We start from the raw sequence: 16,658 nt of genomic DNA, 5'->3' as shown, positions 1-16,658 counted from the left end.
TACCAGGACGGACGCACTGTTTCGAGTATCCGCCCCTCGGACGCGCCGGGTCCAGGGCACTGCGGGACAAAAGCCGCCAATGGATACTGGGCCCCATGACCGAGCGCGTCGACACACCCGGCATCGATCCCGCGGACTTCCGCGTCCACGTGGTGGCGCAGGCCATCCGGCTGTTCTCCGAGAACGGGTACGAGGCGACGACCGTCGAGCAGATCGCATCCGCCGCGGGCGTGTCCCGGCGGACGTTCTTCCGCCAGTTCCGCTCCAAGGAGGACGTGATCTTCGCCGATCACGAATCGCTGTTGCAGCAGGCAGGCGATTATCTGTCCACGAATTCCGACGACCCGTGGGCGGCGGTCTGCAGGACGGCGGGCCTGGTCTTCGACAGGTTTCGCGAGAACCGGGAGCTGTCGGCTCGCCGGTACCAGGTGGTCCAGCGGGTTCCCGCCCTGCGCGACCGGGAGATCGTCACCGGCTTCCGCTACGAGCGGTTGTTCGTCGACTACCTGCGCGGGGTGGTACCCACCGAGCCGGTCCTGAAGGTCATCGGATTCGCGGCCGCCGTCACCGCGTGCCACAACTTCCTGCTCCGGAACATGATCAAGGGCGACCCCGACGCCACCGCCGAGGAACTCGAGCGGGCCCTCCTCGACGTGCGCCGGACGTTCGGCGTCGCTCCGGGGGCATCGACGCAGGAACAGGACGCCGTGCTGGTGGTGTCGTACCCGCCGGGAACGCCGGTGGAGGAGATCACCGGGCGTATCCAGGCCCAGCTGTCCCGGCGCCGGGGCTGAGTGGCCGGGTGACGACAACCACCCTTGACTGGCACTCAGTGCCGTGGTTGACTGCACTGTAGTGGCAGTAGTTTGCCAACCACGAACGTTGCGGCCCACCTGAACGACAAAGACCTTGGCACGGAGTGCCTATTCAGACTCGGTGCCGTCGAGACTCAGCAAGGAGCGCCCCATGGCCGGAAATCCGGACTTCGATCTGTTCAAGCTCGGTGAAGAGCACGACGAACTGCGGTCCGCGATCCGCGCGCTCTCCGAGAAGGAGATCGCACCCTACGCGAAGGAAGTCGACGAGGACGCACGCTTCCCCGAAGAGGCCCGCGTCGCCCTCGTGAACTCCGGGTTCAACGCCATCCACGTCCCCGAGGAGTACGACGGCCAGGGCGCCGACTCCGTCGCCACCTGCATCGTCATCGAAGAGGTCGCCCGCGTCTGCGGCTCCTCGTCCCTGATCCCCGCCGTCAACAAGCTCGGCACCATGGGCCTCATCCTCAACGGGTCCGAAGAACTCAAGCAGCAGGTCCTGCCGCAGCTCGCGTCCGGCGAGGCCATGGCGTCCTACGCGCTGTCCGAGCGTGAGGCCGGTTCGGACGCGGCCGGCATGCGCACCCGTGCCAAGGCCGACGGCGACGACTGGATCCTCAACGGCTCCAAGTGCTGGATCACCAACGGCGGCAAGTCCAGCTGGTACACCGTCATGGCTGTCACCGACGCCGACAAGGGCGCCAACGGCATCTCCGCGTTCATGGTCCACGAGAACGACGAGGGCTTCGTCGTCGGACCGAAGGAGAAGAAGCTCGGCATCAAGGGCTCGCCCACCGCGGAGCTCTACTTCGAGAATTGCAAGGTCCCCGGCGACCGCATCATCGGCGAGCCCGGCACCGGTTTCAAGACGGCGCTGCAGACCCTCGACCACACCCGTCCCACCATCGGCGCGCAGGCAGTCGGCCTCGCGCAGGGCGCCCTCGACGCCGCTCTCGCCTACACCAAGGACCGCAAGCAGTTCGGCAAGTCGATCAGCGACTTCCAGGCCGTGCAGTTCATGCTCGCCGACATGGCGATGAAGGTCGAGGCCGCACGCCTCATGGTCTACACCTCCGCGGCCCGTGCCGAGCGCGGCGAGAAGAACCTCGGTTTCATCTCCGCGGCCGCCAAGTGCTTCGCCTCCGACGTCGCAATGGAGGTCACCACCGACGCCGTCCAGCTGTTCGGTGGCGCCGGCTACACCACCGACTTCCCTGTCGAGCGGATGATGCGTGATGCGAAGATCACTCAGATCTACGAAGGCACCAACCAGATCCAGCGCGTCGTGATGTCGCGTGCACTGTTGAAGTAGGCGGCTACGCCGCCCGTGCGCCTTTTTGGTAGCTCCCGCTACCAAAAAGGCGCACGGCTACGTGAGGAGAATTTGTGGAACTAGTAGGCGTGATCGGCGGCGGCACCATGGGTGCCGGCATCGCCGAGGTATGCATCAAGGCCGGTAGCTCGGTCCTCATCCTCGAGACCAAGCCGGAATTCGCCGAGGCCGCGCAGGCCCGGATCGAGAAGTCCCTGGCTCGCGGGGTCAAGGCGGGCAAGCTCGACCAGGACGCCGCGGATGCCGCGCTCGCCCGCGTGCGGGTCACCCTCGACATCGAGGAGTTCGCGGACCGCGACCTCGTGATCGAGGCGGCGCCGGAGATCGAGTCGCTCAAGGTCGACATCTTCCAGAAGCTCGACAAGATCGTGAAGCCGTCGGGCATCCTGGCGTCCAACACGTCGTCCATCCCGCTGATCAAGATGGCCAACGCCACGCAGCGTCCCGGGCAGGTCGTGGGTGTCCACTTCTTCAACCCGGTGCCGGTGATGCCGCTGGTGGAGATCGTGGTCAGCCTGGTCACGTCGGAGGAGACCGTCCTCGCGGTCACCGACTACGCGAAGAACACGCTGCGCAAGAAGACGGTGCGGGCCGGGGACCGTGCGGGTTTCATCGTGAACGCGCTGCTCATCCCGTACCTCACGTCGGCGGTCCGGATGCTCGAGTCGGGTTACGCCACCGCCGAGGACATCGACGAGGCCATGAAGGGCGGCTGCGGTTACCCGATGGGCCCGCTGACCCTGATCGACACCGTCGGTCTCGACATCACCCTCGCCGCGGCGGAGTCGCTGTACGCGGAGTTCGCCGAGCCGCACTACGCTCCCCCGACGCTGCTCAAGCGCAAGGTGGACGCCGGACAGCTCGGCAAGAAGAGCGGTAAGGGCTTCTACGACTACAGCTAGTCTCGCCTCTCTGGAAGCCCGTCGCGTCGTCGCGGCGGGTTTTCGCCGTTCTTGACCGCAAATCCCATGTAGGAGATGGCCGTGCTCCGGATCTGCCCGAAGTCGAGCCGGCGGCTCAACTCCCCGTAACTGAGCCGTGTTCCGCCGGCCCGGGCGAGGTCGAGGAGCCGGAGCGGATTCTTCGACCGCGGCCCGAGCCCGACGATCTCGTCGAGCCGCAGTCCGTGCCGTTCCATGATCGGCTCCAGCTCCGCGGGGCGGATACACATCGACCAGTCGTGGATGGGAGTGTCGAACATCCGGGTCATCCGCCACTCCTGCATGATCTTGATCGCGACGAGCTTGCTGGCGAATGTGCGGTTGATGGTGTCGAACAGGTACAGGCCGCCGGGTTTCAGCGCACGGGACGTTTCGGCGATCACTCCGTCGAGATCCGACACGTGCTCGAGGACGTCGCAGCAGTAGACGACGTCGAACGCGGCATCCGGTACCGGCAGCTGTTCGCCCGACCCGATGCGGTACTCGATGTCGAGGGCCGAACCGGCTGCGTGACGCCGTGCGGTGTCGACCGACACGGGGGACGGATCGATGCCCGTCACCCGGAAACCGATGCGGGTGAACTCTTCCGCGAGGAACCCACCGCCCGACCCGACGTCGAGGGCGGGGAGCCCGTGATGGTCACGACCGACCGTTTCGCCGAGCACCTTACGGAAGTAGGCGAATCGTCCCGGCGTGAGGCTTCCGTGCAGCAGGTTGAGTGGGTTGTCTTCCTCCCACCACGACTCCCCCACACGGTTGTAGACGTCGTTGTCGATGACCAAGCGGACCACCCCTTCTCTGCCGCGGGCACAGCACGACCTCCAGCCTTCTCCTGCGCGTCGGTCACTTCAAGGCCGGTGCCCTTACGCGATGCTCAGAGGATGACATTCAGGGTCTCGCACGTGTGCCTGCTGCTGGGCGGGTTCGTCGCGGGAATTGCGTTGACGTCCACCACGTCCAGGGAGTTCGCGTTCGTGGTCGGCGGCGACCGCCTGGACGCGTTGTATGCCGGGCCGTCCGCCGGTGCCTTCCTGGCTGCGGTCGTCGCCGTCCTGGTGGCAGCGCTGGTTCGTGCCCGCCGGGTCCTGTCGACGCTGTCGTTCGCCGGTCTCGCGCTGCTGGGTATCGCTCCGTCGACGGGGCCGTGGGATTTCGAGGTGTACCTCGGCGGAGTCGGTGCGGGCCTGCTGCTCGGCGGCCTCGTCGGACTGTGCGCCACCGCCGACCGGGCATGGTTGCAGACCGCACTCGCGGCGGGGGTTCTCGCCGGACTTCTCCTCGCCGGACCGATCGACCACTTCCGGACGTCTTTTCCCCGGCGCTACGCCGATTACCTTCCGGAACCTGCAGTCGATCCGGTGGCGCTGACCGTCCTCGCGCTCACGTGCGTAGTTCTGGCCGTCACGCTGGCGTCCGGCGACTTCGGTGAGCGGACGGACGTCGCGGTGAGCGCGCGCGCCCTCGTCGTCGGGATCGTCCTGCCGCTGATCGGGCTGGTGCTGTACTGGTGGTTCGTTCGACGTGTCTGGAACGTGGGCACCTACGGCGCGATGCAGGGCAGGTGGATGTTCGGACTCGTCCTGGTCGTGGCGGTGATCGCCGCCTCGCTGTGGTTGGAGAGCCGCACCGGGATCGTGTTGCTCGCCGCGATGGCGTTCGTCGCCGCGGGGGACATCGGTGTGGCGGCGTTCCCGGATTCCTGGCCGTGGCTGCTGGTGCCCGCGGCGCTCGTGCTGACGGGCGCCGTGCTCGGCCGGCGCTTCCCGCAGCCGGTGCTCGGCATCGCGGCGCTCGCAGTCGTGGCCGCGTCGGCGTTGTTCGAGCACCCGCCGTGGGACAACCTGCACGTCGGGGCGACGTGGCTCCTCCTTCCGCTCGCGGCCTCGTACACGGTCGCGTCGAGTCTGGCGTCGAGCGAGCCGGTCACCGCGACATCACTGGCGGTGCCTGCCGCGCTGGCCGTCCCGCTGATCGCCGACTACGGGTGGACGGCGTATGCGCCGCTCGTCGAATCCGAGAGAACGCTCGGGCCGGACTCGTGGGCGTGGACATCGACCGGACTGTCCGTGGCTGCCGTGGTCGCGTGCGGTCTCGCTGCCGCTCACCTCGGAAAACGCCCCTCCTGAGCTCATTGCACGATACATACGTTGTGCACCATGCATACGCTGTGTATGGTGCACAAATTGTGTTTCGCAGAGTTGAGGAGATTCGTGTGGACAGTCCGACGCCCGCCGTCCGGCCAGGCGGCCTCATCGCCGTGCTGGCATTCACCGGCATCGTCGCCGCGCTCATGCAGACCCTCGTGGTGCCGCTGATCGGCGACCTCCCCCGACTGCTCGACACGACCGCCTCCAACGCGTCCTGGGTGATCACCGCGACGCTGCTCGCCGGCGCCGTGGCGACACCGGTCACCGGACGTCTCGGCGACCTGTACGGCAAGCGGCGGATGATGCTGATCTGCACGGTGCCGCTCGTCCTGGGCTCGGTGGTCTGTGCGCTCGCGACGTCCCTGGCCCCGATGGTGATCGGCCGAGGGCTGCAGGGCATCGGTGTGGGCATGATTCCGCTGGGAATCAGCGCACTGCGGGACCTGCTGCCGCCCGAGCGCCTGCACTCCTCCATCGCCTTGATGAGCTCGTCCATGGGCATCGGCGGCGCCCTCGGTCTGCCGCTCGCCGCAACGGTCGCGGAGAATGCGAGCTGGCGCGTGCTGTTCTGGGGCGCCGCCGGGCTCAGCGCGCTGATCGCCGTGCTGCTCTGGTTCTTCGTGCCTGCCACGCCCGTCCACGGGCCCAAGGCCCGCTTCGATCCCATCGGCGCGGTCGGACTGGGTGTCGGACTGGTGTCCCTGCTGCTGGCGGTGTCCAAGGGCGCCGACTGGGGCTGGGCGAGCAGCACCACCCTCGGTCTGTTCGCGACCACGGTCATCGCGTTGACGGCCTGGGGCTGGTGGGAACTCCGCACTCCCGAACCGCTGGTCGACCTGCGGGTGATCGCCGGCCGTCAGGTGCTGCTGACCAACGCCGCGTCCGTCGTCGTCGGCTTCGCCATGTACGCCCAGTCCCTGATCGTTCCGCAGCTCCTGCAGTTGCCGGCGTCGACGGGGTACGGCCTGGGACAGTCGATGCTGGCCATGGGCCTGTGGATGGCCCCCTCGGGCCTGATGATGATGGCGGTCTCCCCCTTCGGGGCACGCTTGTCGTCCACCCGCGGACCGAAGGTCACCCTGCTCGTCGGCAGCCTCGTCATCGCGCTCGGCTACGGGTCGTCGATGTTCCTGATGGGGTCGACGTGGGGCCTGGTCGTGGTGACCTGCATCTGCGGCTCGGGCGTCGGCCTCGCCTACGGCGCGATGCCCGCTCTGGTGATGAGCGCCGTGCCGCAGTCCGCGACCGCCTCCGCCAACAGTGTCAACTCCCTGATGCGCTCGGTCGGCACCGCGGTGTCCGCGGCCGTCGTCGGAGTGGTCCTCGCCCAGATGAGCGTCCAGGTCGCCGGCCACACCCTGCCGACCGAGGGCGGCTTCCGAACCGGCCTGTTGATCGGTTGCGGTGTCGCACTCGTCGCCGCGGCCATCACGCTGGCCATTCCCACCCGTCGCGCCACCCTCGCGGCGCCGAACTCGATTCCCGAACCGCTCGCGCCGTCGAAGGTGTAGCCCCTTGCCGGTTGCCTACTTGTGGAGGGCGTACCCCGCCACCGGATTGCCATTGATGTAGACGGTGCCCTCGTAGGTCCCGTCGGGCCTCGGCGTGATCCGGTCGGTCAGGAAAGGAAGCCCGGAGGGGCTGTAGTCGGTGACGAGGGAACCGCTCGCTTCCGGGGTGGTCATGCCGAAGATGTACGGAAAGAACACACCGAAGTTGTCCATGACCCACCCGGGCCCGAACGTCTTGCCCTTCCAGATCAGGTCGCCACCGAGAACGTTGGTGGTGCCGAGGTATGTCCCGGCAGGCAACGGGACCGGCATCGGCGCGGGTAGCGGCGGCGGCATGGGGGCCGGCACCGGGTCTGCCGCGGCCGTCCCCGCGGCGAAGAAAGACAGGCCGGCCACCGCGACGGCCCCGACTGCGACCTTGCGCATGATGTCCATGAGTTCTCCGTATATCGAGGTGCGTGGCGGAAAGTGTCGCACGGACCGGGCTGTCACAGGGCGAGTATCAACTACCCGGTCCCGAAGGACGCGGGTTTGCTGCTCACGTTCTAACTGGCTGTTAGAGGGGTGGCTGCTATAGGCACGGTTGATTGGGCGGCCCGGTAGTTGGTGTGTCCGAGTGCGGCAATGTTGGCGGCGGCGTTATGGTCGGCGTGGCCGGTCCATCCGCAGCCGCGGCACCGGAATAGTGCTTGACTGTGCCTGTTCGCGGTGTCGCAGTGCCCGCACTGGTGGCATGTTTTACTGGTGTTGCGCGGGTTGATAACCTGCACCGGCAGTCCTGCGGCTTGCGCCTTGTAGGTGATCTGATCGCGCAGTTGCGCGTATGCCCAGGAGTGCAGTTGTTGCCGTTGATTGCGTGCGAGCCGTACCCGGTCCCGGATTCCCGACAGGTCTTCTACCGCGATTCCTCGACCGGTGCGTTGCGCTTGGGCAACAATCGTTTTCGAGAGTTGGTGATTGATGTCGGTGGCGTACCGAGTCTCCTTCCTAGACCGCTTCTTCAGTTTCCTTTTCGCGGACTTGGTCCCCACCTTCTGCAGCGCAGACCGCATGGATTCGTTCTTTTTCCGGCGGGCGGTGACCGCACCACCGGACCACCGGACGTCGAGTTCGGCCGGGTCGTCTGCGGTGGTCACCGCCAGGTTCACGATCCCCAAGTCCACGCCCAGCCACCCGGTGGGGTCGTCGGCGGGGACCAGCTGATCCGGTGCGTCGGTGTCGACGGTTGCGTGCAGATAGAAAGATCCGTCGCGGAAAATCAGATCCGACTCGCCTTTGCGGTCGGCGAGCATTTTCAGCTGCCACGGCGCGCACACGAATCCGACGTTGCGCATCCGGCCCTCGGTCGTCCAGATCGACACCGTCGATCGATCGATCTGCCACGACAAACACCGATCGTCGAACGGTTGGCCCGCGTCCTCGCGGAACACGATCGCCTTACCTGCAACCTTCGCATACCGTTTCGATTCCGGCGTGCCGTAATTCCCGTTAAGCAGGTTCGCCTTCCGGGTCGCGTACGCATCCGCGACCTTCTTGATGACCCGGATCGCCGGTTGCGCCGACAACCCGCGCGCTTTGACCTGGGCATAGACCTGTTTCTGCAGCGCGAACGGGCGTCGATCAGTGGCGGTGTGCGCGAACTGCGAAACCATGTTCGCCCCCGCATTGCACAACTCCAGCGTCGATTTCAGCGCCACATACTGCCCCGGGGTGGGAGCCAGCTTCACGACAACAATCCGCTTCACACCCTGCGCCTTTCCCTGCTGAGACCCGTTGGTCTTCGTCACGAAGTATCGTCGCGGTGCGTTCACCGACCCGATGCGGCAGATCATGGCAGAGGCGTGTGACAAGTTCGGCGCCACGTTGACCGAGTTCAACGGAGAAACCGACCACGTCACCCATTGATCCACTACCCACCTACCGTGCAACTCTCCACCCTGGTCACTAGCATCGAGGGCGTCTCCGCTCGATACCTGCGCCAAGAATTCCCCGACCACATCCGGCATACCTGTGGCGCAATCACTTCTGGTCACCGTCCTACTTCGCCGCCTCCGCAGGTGGAGCCCCACTCACCATCATCGCCGAGTACATCACCAACCAAAAACAACCAGCACCCACGAAAGAAAGCGACCCCGCTACGCGCGATCGCGCAGACAGAATCAGCTTCCTCCCGGCCCTGAAGGGCCAGGCTTTCTCTGATTAATCCGGTGAAACCGTGCTGCGTGTACACACGCCGGGCCGGGCGAAGAAATCCTCGGTGCCGGTCTCGAGGTTGAGCCGGACGTACCCGCGTGCCCGTGCCTAGTCGACCAGATGTGCGAGGAGCCGGGTGGCCACACCCCGCCCGCGCGCCTCGGTGGCCGTCCGCATCGACTTGATCTCGCCTTCGGCCGGCGAGAGCTCACGCAGAGCCACGGTTCCCAGCACGGTCTCCTCGTCCCACAGCGTCCACACGGTGACCGACGGGTCCCGCAAACCGGGCAGATCGAGGGCGTGAACACTGTCGGGCGGCGACGTGGCGCGCATGTCCGCCAGGTGCTCGGCCAGCAGTCCGTGCACAGCCTCGCGGGACAGGTCGTCGACTTCGATGTACACGTGCTCGAGTATGCCGAAGCCGGCGCGAGAAATCGCAACGAGCACCCCGCTACCTGGCCGACGGCGCACCATGGGGAGATGACCGAGACAGTGCTGCGCCTGAGCACCCGCCAGGGACGGTGGGTGGTCACCGCCACCGTTCTCGGCTCGAGCCTCGCGCTACTGGACGGCACGGTGGTGAACATCGCCCTGCCGCACATCGGCGAGGACCTCGGGTCGGATGTCGCGGGAATGCAGTGGGTCTTGAGCGGCTACACCCTCACCCTGGCGTCGCTGATCCTGCTGGGCGGGGCGCTCGGGGATCGCTGGGGCAGGCGCCGCGTCTTCGTCTGGGGGACGGTCTGGTTCGCGGCGGCGTCACTCCTGTGCGGCATCGCACCCGACATCACGATGCTCGTGATCGCGCGGATCCTGCAGGGTGTCGGGGCCGCGATGCTGACCCCCGGCAGCCTCGCGCTGATCTCGGCGTCGATCCACGAAGACGACCGGGGCGCCGCGATCGGTCTGTGGTCGGGGCTCGGCGGGGTGGCCGGGGCGATCGGACCCCTACTGGGCGGCTGGCTGGTCGAGGTGGCCGGCTGGCGGTCGGTGTTCCTGATCAATCTTCCGCTCGCCGTCGTCGTGGTGTGGGCGTCGATGCGGCACGTCCCCGAGAGCCGCGACCCGCATCCTCCCGATCATCTCGACGTGGTCGGGTCGGTGTGCGCAGTGATCGGCCTCGGCGCGCTCACCTACGGTCTGATCGAGATGAACCTGATCGCCGGGGTGGTCGGGACCGTCGCGCTGATCGCGTTCGTCGTGGTGGAACGGCGCTCACCGAACGCCCTGGTGCCGCCGAGCCTGTTCGCGTCGCGCATGTTCGTGGCGGCGAACCTGGTGACGCTCGCCGTGTACGCCGCACTCGGCGGCGTCTTCTTCCTGCTGGTCCTGCAATTGCAGTTGGTGGCCGGATACTCGCCGATCGAAGCCGGAGTCGCCACCATCCCGATCACGCTGGCGATGCTGGCGTTCTCCTCCCGCGCCGGCAGCTACGCCCAGACCCACGGCCCCAGGTTGCCGATGACCGTCGGGCCCGCACTCGCAGCGGTCGGCCTGCTGTTGATGACCCGGATCGGGCCGGGTGCGAACTATTGGACGGTCGTGCTCCCCGGCGTCGTCGTCTTCGGCCTCGGACTGTCCGCCATGGTCGCGCCGCTGACCGCCGCCGTGCTCGGGTCCGTCCCGGTGGACCAGTCCGGCATCGCCTCCGGAGTGAACAACGCCGTCGCGCGCACCAGCCAGCTACTGGCGGTGGCTGCGCTCCCCGGGATCGCCGGGATCGACGCCGAGAGCATGATCGACCCCACCAGCTTCTCGCACGGCTTCCGCATCGCGATGTACATCTGCATCGCACTGCTCCTGGTCGGGGCGACCATCGCCGCAGCCCTGATCCGGGCGCCCGCCCCGCCCGCTCCCACCCCGCTTGGTCCCGTCCCGGATTCGGTTGCATGCAAACCACATTGCGACGTCACCGGTCCGGCAGTGCAACCGGCAATCGCCCGGTCGAGCCCTACTCCACCGAAGCGATGACGTGTAGCGCTGCTGCCCCGTGTTCGCGCACCTCGTCGTGGAGGGCCTCCATCTTGACGTCGAGATTGCGGGCCACGTCGGCAGCATCCTTCAACTCGTCCAGCAGCGCGGCCGGGACCGCCTTGTCGTACTTGTAGAAGATCTTGTGCTCGAGGCTTGCCCAGAAATCCATGGCCACCGTACGGATCTGGATCTCCACCCGCACCGATTCGACGCGGTCGGACATGAACACCGGAACCTCGACGATCAGATGCAGGCTCCGGTATCCGTTGGGTTTGGGTTCGGCGATGTAATCCTTGACCTCGATGAGGGTGATGTCCTGCTGGCCCGTCAACAGGTCGCTGATCCGGTACGCGTCCTGAATGAAGCTGCAGGTGATCCGGATTCCGGCGATGTCGTGGATGTTGTCGCGGATGGAGTCGAGAGTGAGCGGAATACCTTTGCGGGCAGCCTTGCCCAGCACGCTGTCGGCCGACTTCAGCCTCGACTTCACGTGCTCGATCGGGGTGTACTCGTGAATGTAGGTGAACTCGTCCTTCAAGATGTTGATCTTGGTCATCATCTCGTCGATGCCGAATTTGTACGACATCAGGAATCGGGTGAGATCCCGTCCCCCGTCGGAGCTTCGGAGACTCAGCAGTCCGGTCACGTCATCGGCCGTTCGCTGCTCCACACGTCACCCCCACCATTGCCTCGTGCATCGCCGACGGAGTGGGTGCAGGCGGCAGCGGTGCGGCGCCGTCAGCCGAGAACGCCTGGAGCATGTAGCCCATGAGACGACGCCAGGCATCAGGGGCCGCGGCGCCTGTCGCCTCGACCACCCCCGCGTTCGCCATCAGAAGCAACACCAGGTCCTGGGAGGAGAAGTCCGCGCGCAGCCGACCCGTCTCCTTGGCGCGTTCGATCAGCCGCTCGAAGCCGCGGTAGGCCTCGGCCCGCTTCGCCTCGAATTCGCTTGCGGTGGGGAACGTCATGGTGAGCACGTGAGTGAAGCCGCGATCTTCCGCCTGCATGGCGCACACCCGCTCGACGTACGCGCAGAAACCGTTCCACGGATCGGGGTCGGCCGCGGCCTCGTCGATGGCGTCGACGTAGGCGCTCATCTTGTCGGCGAAGACATCGGTGATCAGATCCTCCCTGGTGGGGAAACGGCGATACAACGTCGCGATGCCGACCCCGGCTCGCCGGGCGACCTCGGCCATGGAGGCCGTCAACCCTTGCTCGGCGAACACCTCCTGCGCCGCATCGACGACGCGCGAGCGGTTGCGCTCGGCGTCGGTGCGCAACGCCTGCCTGCACGCATCTCGTGCCTCTTTCGACCCCGGCTTCACCATGAACTCGATGCTACCCGAAGTGGAAAGCACACTCCGTTTATCGTGTCAGCCCACGCCCGGCGTTCTGGACGACCGCGCCCGATACCTCGAGGCGGCACCCGCGATCAGCAATCGAGTCGCACCCTTTCGTATCCTGGTCGGGTGGCGATTTCCGGTACCGATCCCGCGAGCGTCCGGGTCGACAGCTGGACCTGGGCGATCCGGCTGTTCAAGACGCGCTCCGCGGCGGCGGCCGCCTGCAGGTCGGGGCACGTGCGGGTCAACGGCACCACCGCCAAACCCGCGCAGCCGGTCAAGGCCGGTGACGAGGTCCGCATTCGCGCGGCGGGTGTCGAACGCATCGTCGAGGTCGTCCGGCCCATCACCAAACGGGTCGGCGCGGTGGTGGCGGTCGAGTGCTACACCGACAACACACCCCCGCCCCCACCGCGCGAAGTCCTCGCATCGATACCGCAACGCGACCGCGGTGCGGGCCGGCCCACCAAACGCGAACGCCGCGAGATGGACCGGTTGCGCGGGTTGTGACCGCTCAGGCCGGGGTGTGGCTGAGGATGCGCAGGGCGGCCGGCACCGCCTCGATGGTGACCGGCAGCGGACCGACCCGGTCGCCGTCGGCGTACGCCGTGATGCCGTCGCACTGCAATCGCACCCTCCGCGAACGGTAGGTCTGCACGTCAGGGAGATCCACGTGAGTGCCCTTGTAGACGCGGGGGAACAACCGGACCAGCCTCGACCGGCGACCGTAGTCGACGACCGTGACGTCGAGCAGGCCGTCGGTCTTGTCCGCGCCCGGGCAGATCTGCATGCCGCCGCCGTACGAGCGTCCGTTGCCCACCGCCACGAGGGTGGCGTCCACCTGGAACGTCTCCTCGTCCAGTTCGATGGTGTAGTGCAGCGGGCGGAGCTGCGTCAGCTCGGCGAGCATCGCGAGGTTGTACCGCATCGGGCCTTTGGGCCACGACATCCGATTGGCGCGGTCCGTGACGAGCGAGTCGAATCCGCTCGCGACGATGGTGCCCGCCCACACCACCGCGCCGTCCGCGAGCGTGATGCGGGCGAGGTCGGATTCCTGCACCTCCCCGTCGGCGATCACGTCGGCCGCGGCGACGGGATCGCCGACGGGGATACCGAATTCGCGCGCATGGTCGTTGCCGGTGCCGGCCGGGATCAGCCCGACCGGTGTCCCGGATTGCGCGGCCGCCTGCAGCCCGATGCTGATGGCGCCGTCCCCGCCGACGACGACGAGCGCGTCGGTGCCGTCGTCGATCGCCCGGCGCGCCAGCATGCGCGCGTGATCGGCATCCGTGCCGATGATCTCGGTGACGGCGACCCCGCGCTCCCGCAGGCGCGCCACCCCCTTGCGGCCGGCGACGGGTGCGTGACCGTGTCCGGCGAGGGGGTTGACGAGGACGGTGACCTTCTCGATCACCTGCTGCGTGCTCACGGAATCAACTTGCCGGGGTTGAGGATTCCCGCAGGATCGACCGCGTCCTTGACCGCCCGCAGAATCGCGACGCCCAGGTCGCCGATCTCGTCCCGCATCCACGGGCGGTGGTCGACTCCGACCGCGTGGTGATGCGTGATGGTTCCGCCGGCGGCGATGATCGCATCACCGGCGGCGGTTTTGGCCTTCCGCCACTGTTCGATCGGGTCTTCCGCTTGCGCGGATACGACGGTGAAGTACAGCGAGGCGCCGGTCGGGTACGTGTGCGAGATGTGGCACAGGACGAGCGGCGGGGTGCCCTGCCCGGCCAGCGATTCCGTCAGCGCGGTGGTCACGGCGGTGCGGAGCGCAGCGAGGTTGCCCCAGGTGGTCGCGGTTTCCAGCGTCTCGCACAGCGCTCCCGCGTCGAGCAGCGAGTCGCGCAGGTACGGTGCGTCGAAACGGCCGTGCTCCCAGCCGCTTCCAGGCGCCTCGCCCAGGGACGTGCCGCCGTGCGCCACCAGTACGGCGCGAGCCTCCGCCGTCCGCTCCGCGGTGTGCTCGGCGGTGCCCTCGAACGTCGTGATCGCCAGGCAGCCGCCGGTGACGGTCTCCTCACCGATCTTGTCGGTGGTCGCGAGGTTCACCGCCGTCTCCGCCTCGTCGGATAGTCGCAGCACGGTCGGGACCGCACCTTCCTGCCGCAACGCCCGCAGAGCCGCCGCGCCCGTCTCGAAGTCGGGGAAACTCCACCCTTCCCGGACGGTCGTGTCGGGGACCGCGTGCACCCGCACCCGCACCCGGGTGATGACGCCGAGCGTTCCCTCCGACCCGACGAACAGTTCGCCGAGGTCCGGACCCGCCGCGGAGGCCGGGGCGCGCCCCGTGTCGAGGGTCCCGGTGGGGGTCACCACCCTCAGTCCCTGCACCATGTCCTCGAACCGCCCGTACCCCGCGGACGCCTGCCCCGACGACCGGGTGGCTGCGAAGCCGCCGATGGTCGCGAACATGAAGCTCTGCGGGAAGTGCCCGAGCGAGAAGCCGTGCGCGCCGAGCAGTTCCTCGGCGAGCGGACCCGTCACACCCGCTCCCAGCGTCGCGATTCCGGAGTCGGTGTCGAGGTCGATGAGCGCGTCGAACCGGCGCAGGTCCAGCGAGACGACGGCGTCGAATCGGTCGCGCACGGGGTCGAGCCCGCCGACCACGCTCGTTCCGCCACCGAACGGCACCACGGCGATGCCGTGGTCGGCGCAGTATCGGAGCACGTCGGCGACCTCGTCGTCCGTACCGGGGGTGACGACGGCGTCGGGCGCGTTCTGCGGTTCGGTGCTGCGGCGGCGCAGCAGGTCGAGCGTGCTCTTGCCGCCGGAACGCAGCAGCCGGTCGGAGTGCGCGGTGCTGCAGAACTGTTCTCCGACGATGCCCGCGAGAGCGGCGACCTGCTGGTCGGACAGTGCGCTCGGAGTCAGGACGACGTCGTCGGCCGCCCGGTCGGAGGGCTCCCTGATCGTGACGCCGAGGGCCTGTTGCAGCAGCCCCTTGATGCCGTCCGAGAGGATCTTGTGCTTCTCCGGCGCGCCCCAGGCGTCCCACCGCATCGGGGGTGCCGTCAGGACGGCGTGATCTTCCGATCGCTCATTGCTCATGCGTTATAGTGTTACACATCATGTAAGAGTGTAACTAGCCCTCTTCAGCGACCGCCCCGCTCCCGCCACACCTGCCGGATGGGCCGCAGCACCAATCCCATCTGTTTCCGTGTCTTCCCACGCGTCACCAGAACACCCGTGATCGCCACGATCCAGACCGGGTACTGCACGAGCCAGGCCACTCGGAACGCGTCGAACGAGTACCCGCCCATCGCATCGAGGATGAGACCCATCGCCTGGATGACCAGCAACGACGCCAGGAAGCCGCCGATGTTGACCATTCCCTGCGCCGTTCCCATGCTGGTGCTGGGGTTGAACATGCGGGCGTAGTCGAAACCGATCATCGAACCGGGGCCGCCCACCGAGATCACCATCACGAGCACGATCAGCAACCAGATCGGCGCCGGACCCGGCAGCGACAGGACAACGGTCCAGATCGCCGCATTGCTGATCATGATCGCCAGCACCAGATAGGAGCGGCGCATCGGGAAACGGCCGCTGAGGATGCCGATGATCGGGCCGGCCACAATCGCCGAGATCACCGACAGGGTCAGCAGCGAACCGGCCTCCGCCGGCGACAATCCCTGCGCCGACCTCAGGTACGGCACACCCCACAGCAGGGCGAACGTGGTCATCGAGAACTGCGTGCCCATGTGGGTGAAGAACCCGAGCCGGGTGCCGGGACGCCCCCACACGGTGCGGATCTGCCTGCCCACCTCCCGCAGTCCGGCAGGCGCGGCTACCACCTCCAGACCGGGAGGCGCATTGCGAATGACGGAGACGGCCAGCACGAACGACAGCAAACCGAGCGACGCCGCGCTGCCGTACGCGAAACTCCAGCCCGGCCCGTTCAGCAACAGCATCAACGGCAGCGCCGACAGGATCTGACCGATCTGACCGAAGATGCCGGTGAGCTGCGACACGAGCGGGACCCGCCGCGGCGCGAACCACTGCGGCACCAGGCGCAGCACGGAGATGAACGTCATCGCGTCGCCGACGCCGACGAGAACGCGCGCGGCGACCGCCAGCGGCAGCGATTCGGTGAGCGCGAGGAGCATCTGCGCCGACGCCATGATGAGGGCGCCCGCGGAAATCATGACTCGCGATCCGTACCGGTCGAGGAGCACACCGGCGGGGATCTGCATCCCCGCGTACACCACGATCTGGAGTACGACGAAACCCGACAACACACTCGGACTGATCGAAAATCGTTCCGTCGCCGCGAGGCCCGACACACCGAACGAGGTTCGATGCAGGACGGCGACGATATAAGCGACAACCCCGACGCCCCACACCAACCACACTCTGCTCATCGCAGATCAAACTACCCCCCAGCAGGTATTA

The 16,658-nt window shown here is 67.3% G+C and carries 16 protein-coding genes and 1 pseudogene; 8 read left to right on the top strand and 9 right to left on the bottom strand.

The features are described 5' to 3' along the window. Window positions 1–95 precede the first annotated feature (95 nt). The 3 genes from FND50_RS08270 (at window position 96) to FND50_RS08260 (ending at window position 3,050) form a co-directional block, all read left to right on the top strand. The gene (locus tag FND50_RS08270) at window positions 96–794 is read left to right on the top strand and encodes a TetR family transcriptional regulator (protein ID WP_144285409.1); all 699 of its coding nucleotides are present in this window, start codon (window positions 96–98) and stop codon (window positions 792–794) included. Between the two features lie 172 nt (window positions 795–966). Continuing rightward, window positions 967–2,127, top strand: coding sequence for an acyl-CoA dehydrogenase (locus tag FND50_RS08265; protein WP_005255941.1), 1,161 nt, complete (start codon window positions 967–969; stop codon window positions 2,125–2,127). Between the two features lie 74 nt (window positions 2,128–2,201). After that, window positions 2,202–3,050 carry a 3-hydroxybutyryl-CoA dehydrogenase gene (locus tag FND50_RS08260; RefSeq protein WP_005561875.1) on the top strand — a complete coding sequence of 283 codons (849 nt, stop codon included), beginning with the start codon at window positions 2,202–2,204 and terminating at the stop codon, window positions 3,048–3,050. On the opposite strand, the gene ubiG is transcribed toward FND50_RS08260, so the two are convergent. Beyond that, on the bottom strand, window positions 3,047–3,880 hold the full coding sequence (ubiG, locus tag FND50_RS08255) for a bifunctional 2-polyprenyl-6-hydroxyphenol methylase/3-demethylubiquinol 3-O-methyltransferase UbiG (RefSeq protein WP_144285408.1): 834 nt from the start codon (window positions 3,878–3,880) through the stop codon (window positions 3,047–3,049). The two genes, FND50_RS08260 and ubiG, sit on opposite strands and share 4 nt — an antisense overlap. 90 nt (window positions 3,881–3,970) lie before the next feature. Here ubiG and FND50_RS08250 point away from each other — a divergent pair, with 90 nt between their 5' ends. Both FND50_RS08250 and FND50_RS08245 read left to right on the top strand, forming a co-directional pair. Continuing rightward, window positions 3,971–5,215, top strand: coding sequence for a hypothetical protein (locus FND50_RS08250; protein WP_144285407.1), 1,245 nt, complete (start codon window positions 3,971–3,973; stop codon window positions 5,213–5,215). 86 nt (window positions 5,216–5,301) lie between these two features. Continuing rightward, on the top strand, window positions 5,302–6,747 hold the full coding sequence (locus FND50_RS08245) for an MFS transporter (protein WP_144285406.1): 1,446 nt from the start codon (window positions 5,302–5,304) through the stop codon (window positions 6,745–6,747). 15 nt (window positions 6,748–6,762) lie between these two features. Here the strand turns inward: FND50_RS08245 and FND50_RS08240 are convergent, their stop codons facing one another. After that, on the bottom strand, window positions 6,763–7,182 hold the full coding sequence (locus FND50_RS08240; RefSeq protein WP_005561883.1) for a hypothetical protein: 420 nt from the start codon (window positions 7,180–7,182) through the stop codon (window positions 6,763–6,765). 110 nt (window positions 7,183–7,292) lie between these two features. Next, the gene (locus tag FND50_RS08235; RefSeq protein ID WP_144289004.1) at window positions 7,293–8,492 is read right to left on the bottom strand and encodes an RNA-guided endonuclease TnpB family protein; all 1,200 of its coding nucleotides are present in this window, start codon (window positions 8,490–8,492) and stop codon (window positions 7,293–7,295) included. Window positions 8,493–8,520: 28 nt separating this feature from the next. On the opposite strand from FND50_RS08235, the pseudogene tnpA reads away from it, so the two are divergent. Then, window positions 8,521–8,950 (top strand): annotated as a pseudogene (tnpA, locus tag FND50_RS08230) (IS200/IS605 family transposase). A gap of 98 nt (window positions 8,951–9,048) precedes the next feature. On the opposite strand, the gene FND50_RS36690 reads toward tnpA, so the two are convergent. Next, the gene (locus FND50_RS36690; RefSeq protein ID WP_260850939.1) at window positions 9,049–9,342 is read right to left on the bottom strand and encodes a GNAT family N-acetyltransferase; all 294 of its coding nucleotides are present in this window, start codon (window positions 9,340–9,342) and stop codon (window positions 9,049–9,051) included. A gap of 78 nt (window positions 9,343–9,420) precedes the next feature. Between FND50_RS36690 and FND50_RS08220 the strand changes: the two genes are divergently transcribed. Beyond that, window positions 9,421–10,911: an MFS transporter gene (locus FND50_RS08220; RefSeq protein ID WP_144285405.1), complete on the top strand. Its 1,491-nt coding sequence runs from the start codon at window positions 9,421–9,423 to the stop codon at window positions 10,909–10,911. On the opposite strand, the gene FND50_RS08215 is transcribed toward FND50_RS08220, so the two are convergent. After that, window positions 10,892–11,560 carry a GTP pyrophosphokinase family protein gene (locus tag FND50_RS08215; protein ID WP_260851024.1) on the bottom strand — a complete coding sequence of 223 codons (669 nt, stop codon included), beginning with the start codon at window positions 11,558–11,560 and terminating at the stop codon, window positions 10,892–10,894. The genes FND50_RS08220 and FND50_RS08215 overlap by 20 nt on opposite strands. A gap of 1 nt (window position 11,561) precedes the next feature. Beyond that, window positions 11,562–12,245, bottom strand: a complete 684-nt coding sequence (locus FND50_RS08210; protein WP_144285403.1) for a TetR/AcrR family transcriptional regulator — start codon at window positions 12,243–12,245, stop codon at window positions 11,562–11,564. 141 nt (window positions 12,246–12,386) lie between these two features. Here FND50_RS08210 and FND50_RS08205 point away from each other — a divergent pair, with 141 nt between their 5' ends. Then, window positions 12,387–12,770 (top strand): RNA-binding S4 domain-containing protein, encoded by a 384-nt coding sequence (locus FND50_RS08205; protein ID WP_007297915.1) that lies wholly within the window; start codon window positions 12,387–12,389, stop codon window positions 12,768–12,770. 4 nt (window positions 12,771–12,774) lie between these two features. Here FND50_RS08205 and FND50_RS08200 read toward each other — a convergent pair whose 3' ends face one another. From FND50_RS08200 to FND50_RS08190, 3 genes are all read right to left on the bottom strand, one after another. Next, a complete protein-coding gene (locus tag FND50_RS08200; protein WP_144285402.1) occupies window positions 12,775–13,689 on the bottom strand; it encodes a diacylglycerol kinase in 915 nt (304 codons plus the stop codon). Then, window positions 13,686–15,266 carry an FAD-binding oxidoreductase gene (locus FND50_RS08195; protein WP_144289003.1) on the bottom strand — a complete coding sequence of 527 codons (1,581 nt, stop codon included), beginning with the start codon at window positions 15,264–15,266 and terminating at the stop codon, window positions 13,686–13,688. Before FND50_RS08195 ends, FND50_RS08200 begins: the two co-directional genes overlap by 4 nt. Window positions 15,267–15,358: 92 nt before the next feature. Then, window positions 15,359–16,627, bottom strand: coding sequence for a nitrate/nitrite transporter (locus FND50_RS08190; RefSeq protein WP_039951531.1), 1,269 nt, complete (start codon window positions 16,625–16,627; stop codon window positions 15,359–15,361). Between the last annotated feature and the right edge of the window lie 31 nt (window positions 16,628–16,658).

Source organism: Rhodococcus sp. WB9 (genome assembly GCF_007558985.1).
GTDB lineage: Bacteria > Actinomycetota > Actinomycetes > Mycobacteriales > Mycobacteriaceae > Rhodococcus_F > Rhodococcus_F opacus.
Note: the sequence above shows the minus strand (reverse complement) of the source record. Positions and strands in the feature narration are given on the sequence as shown.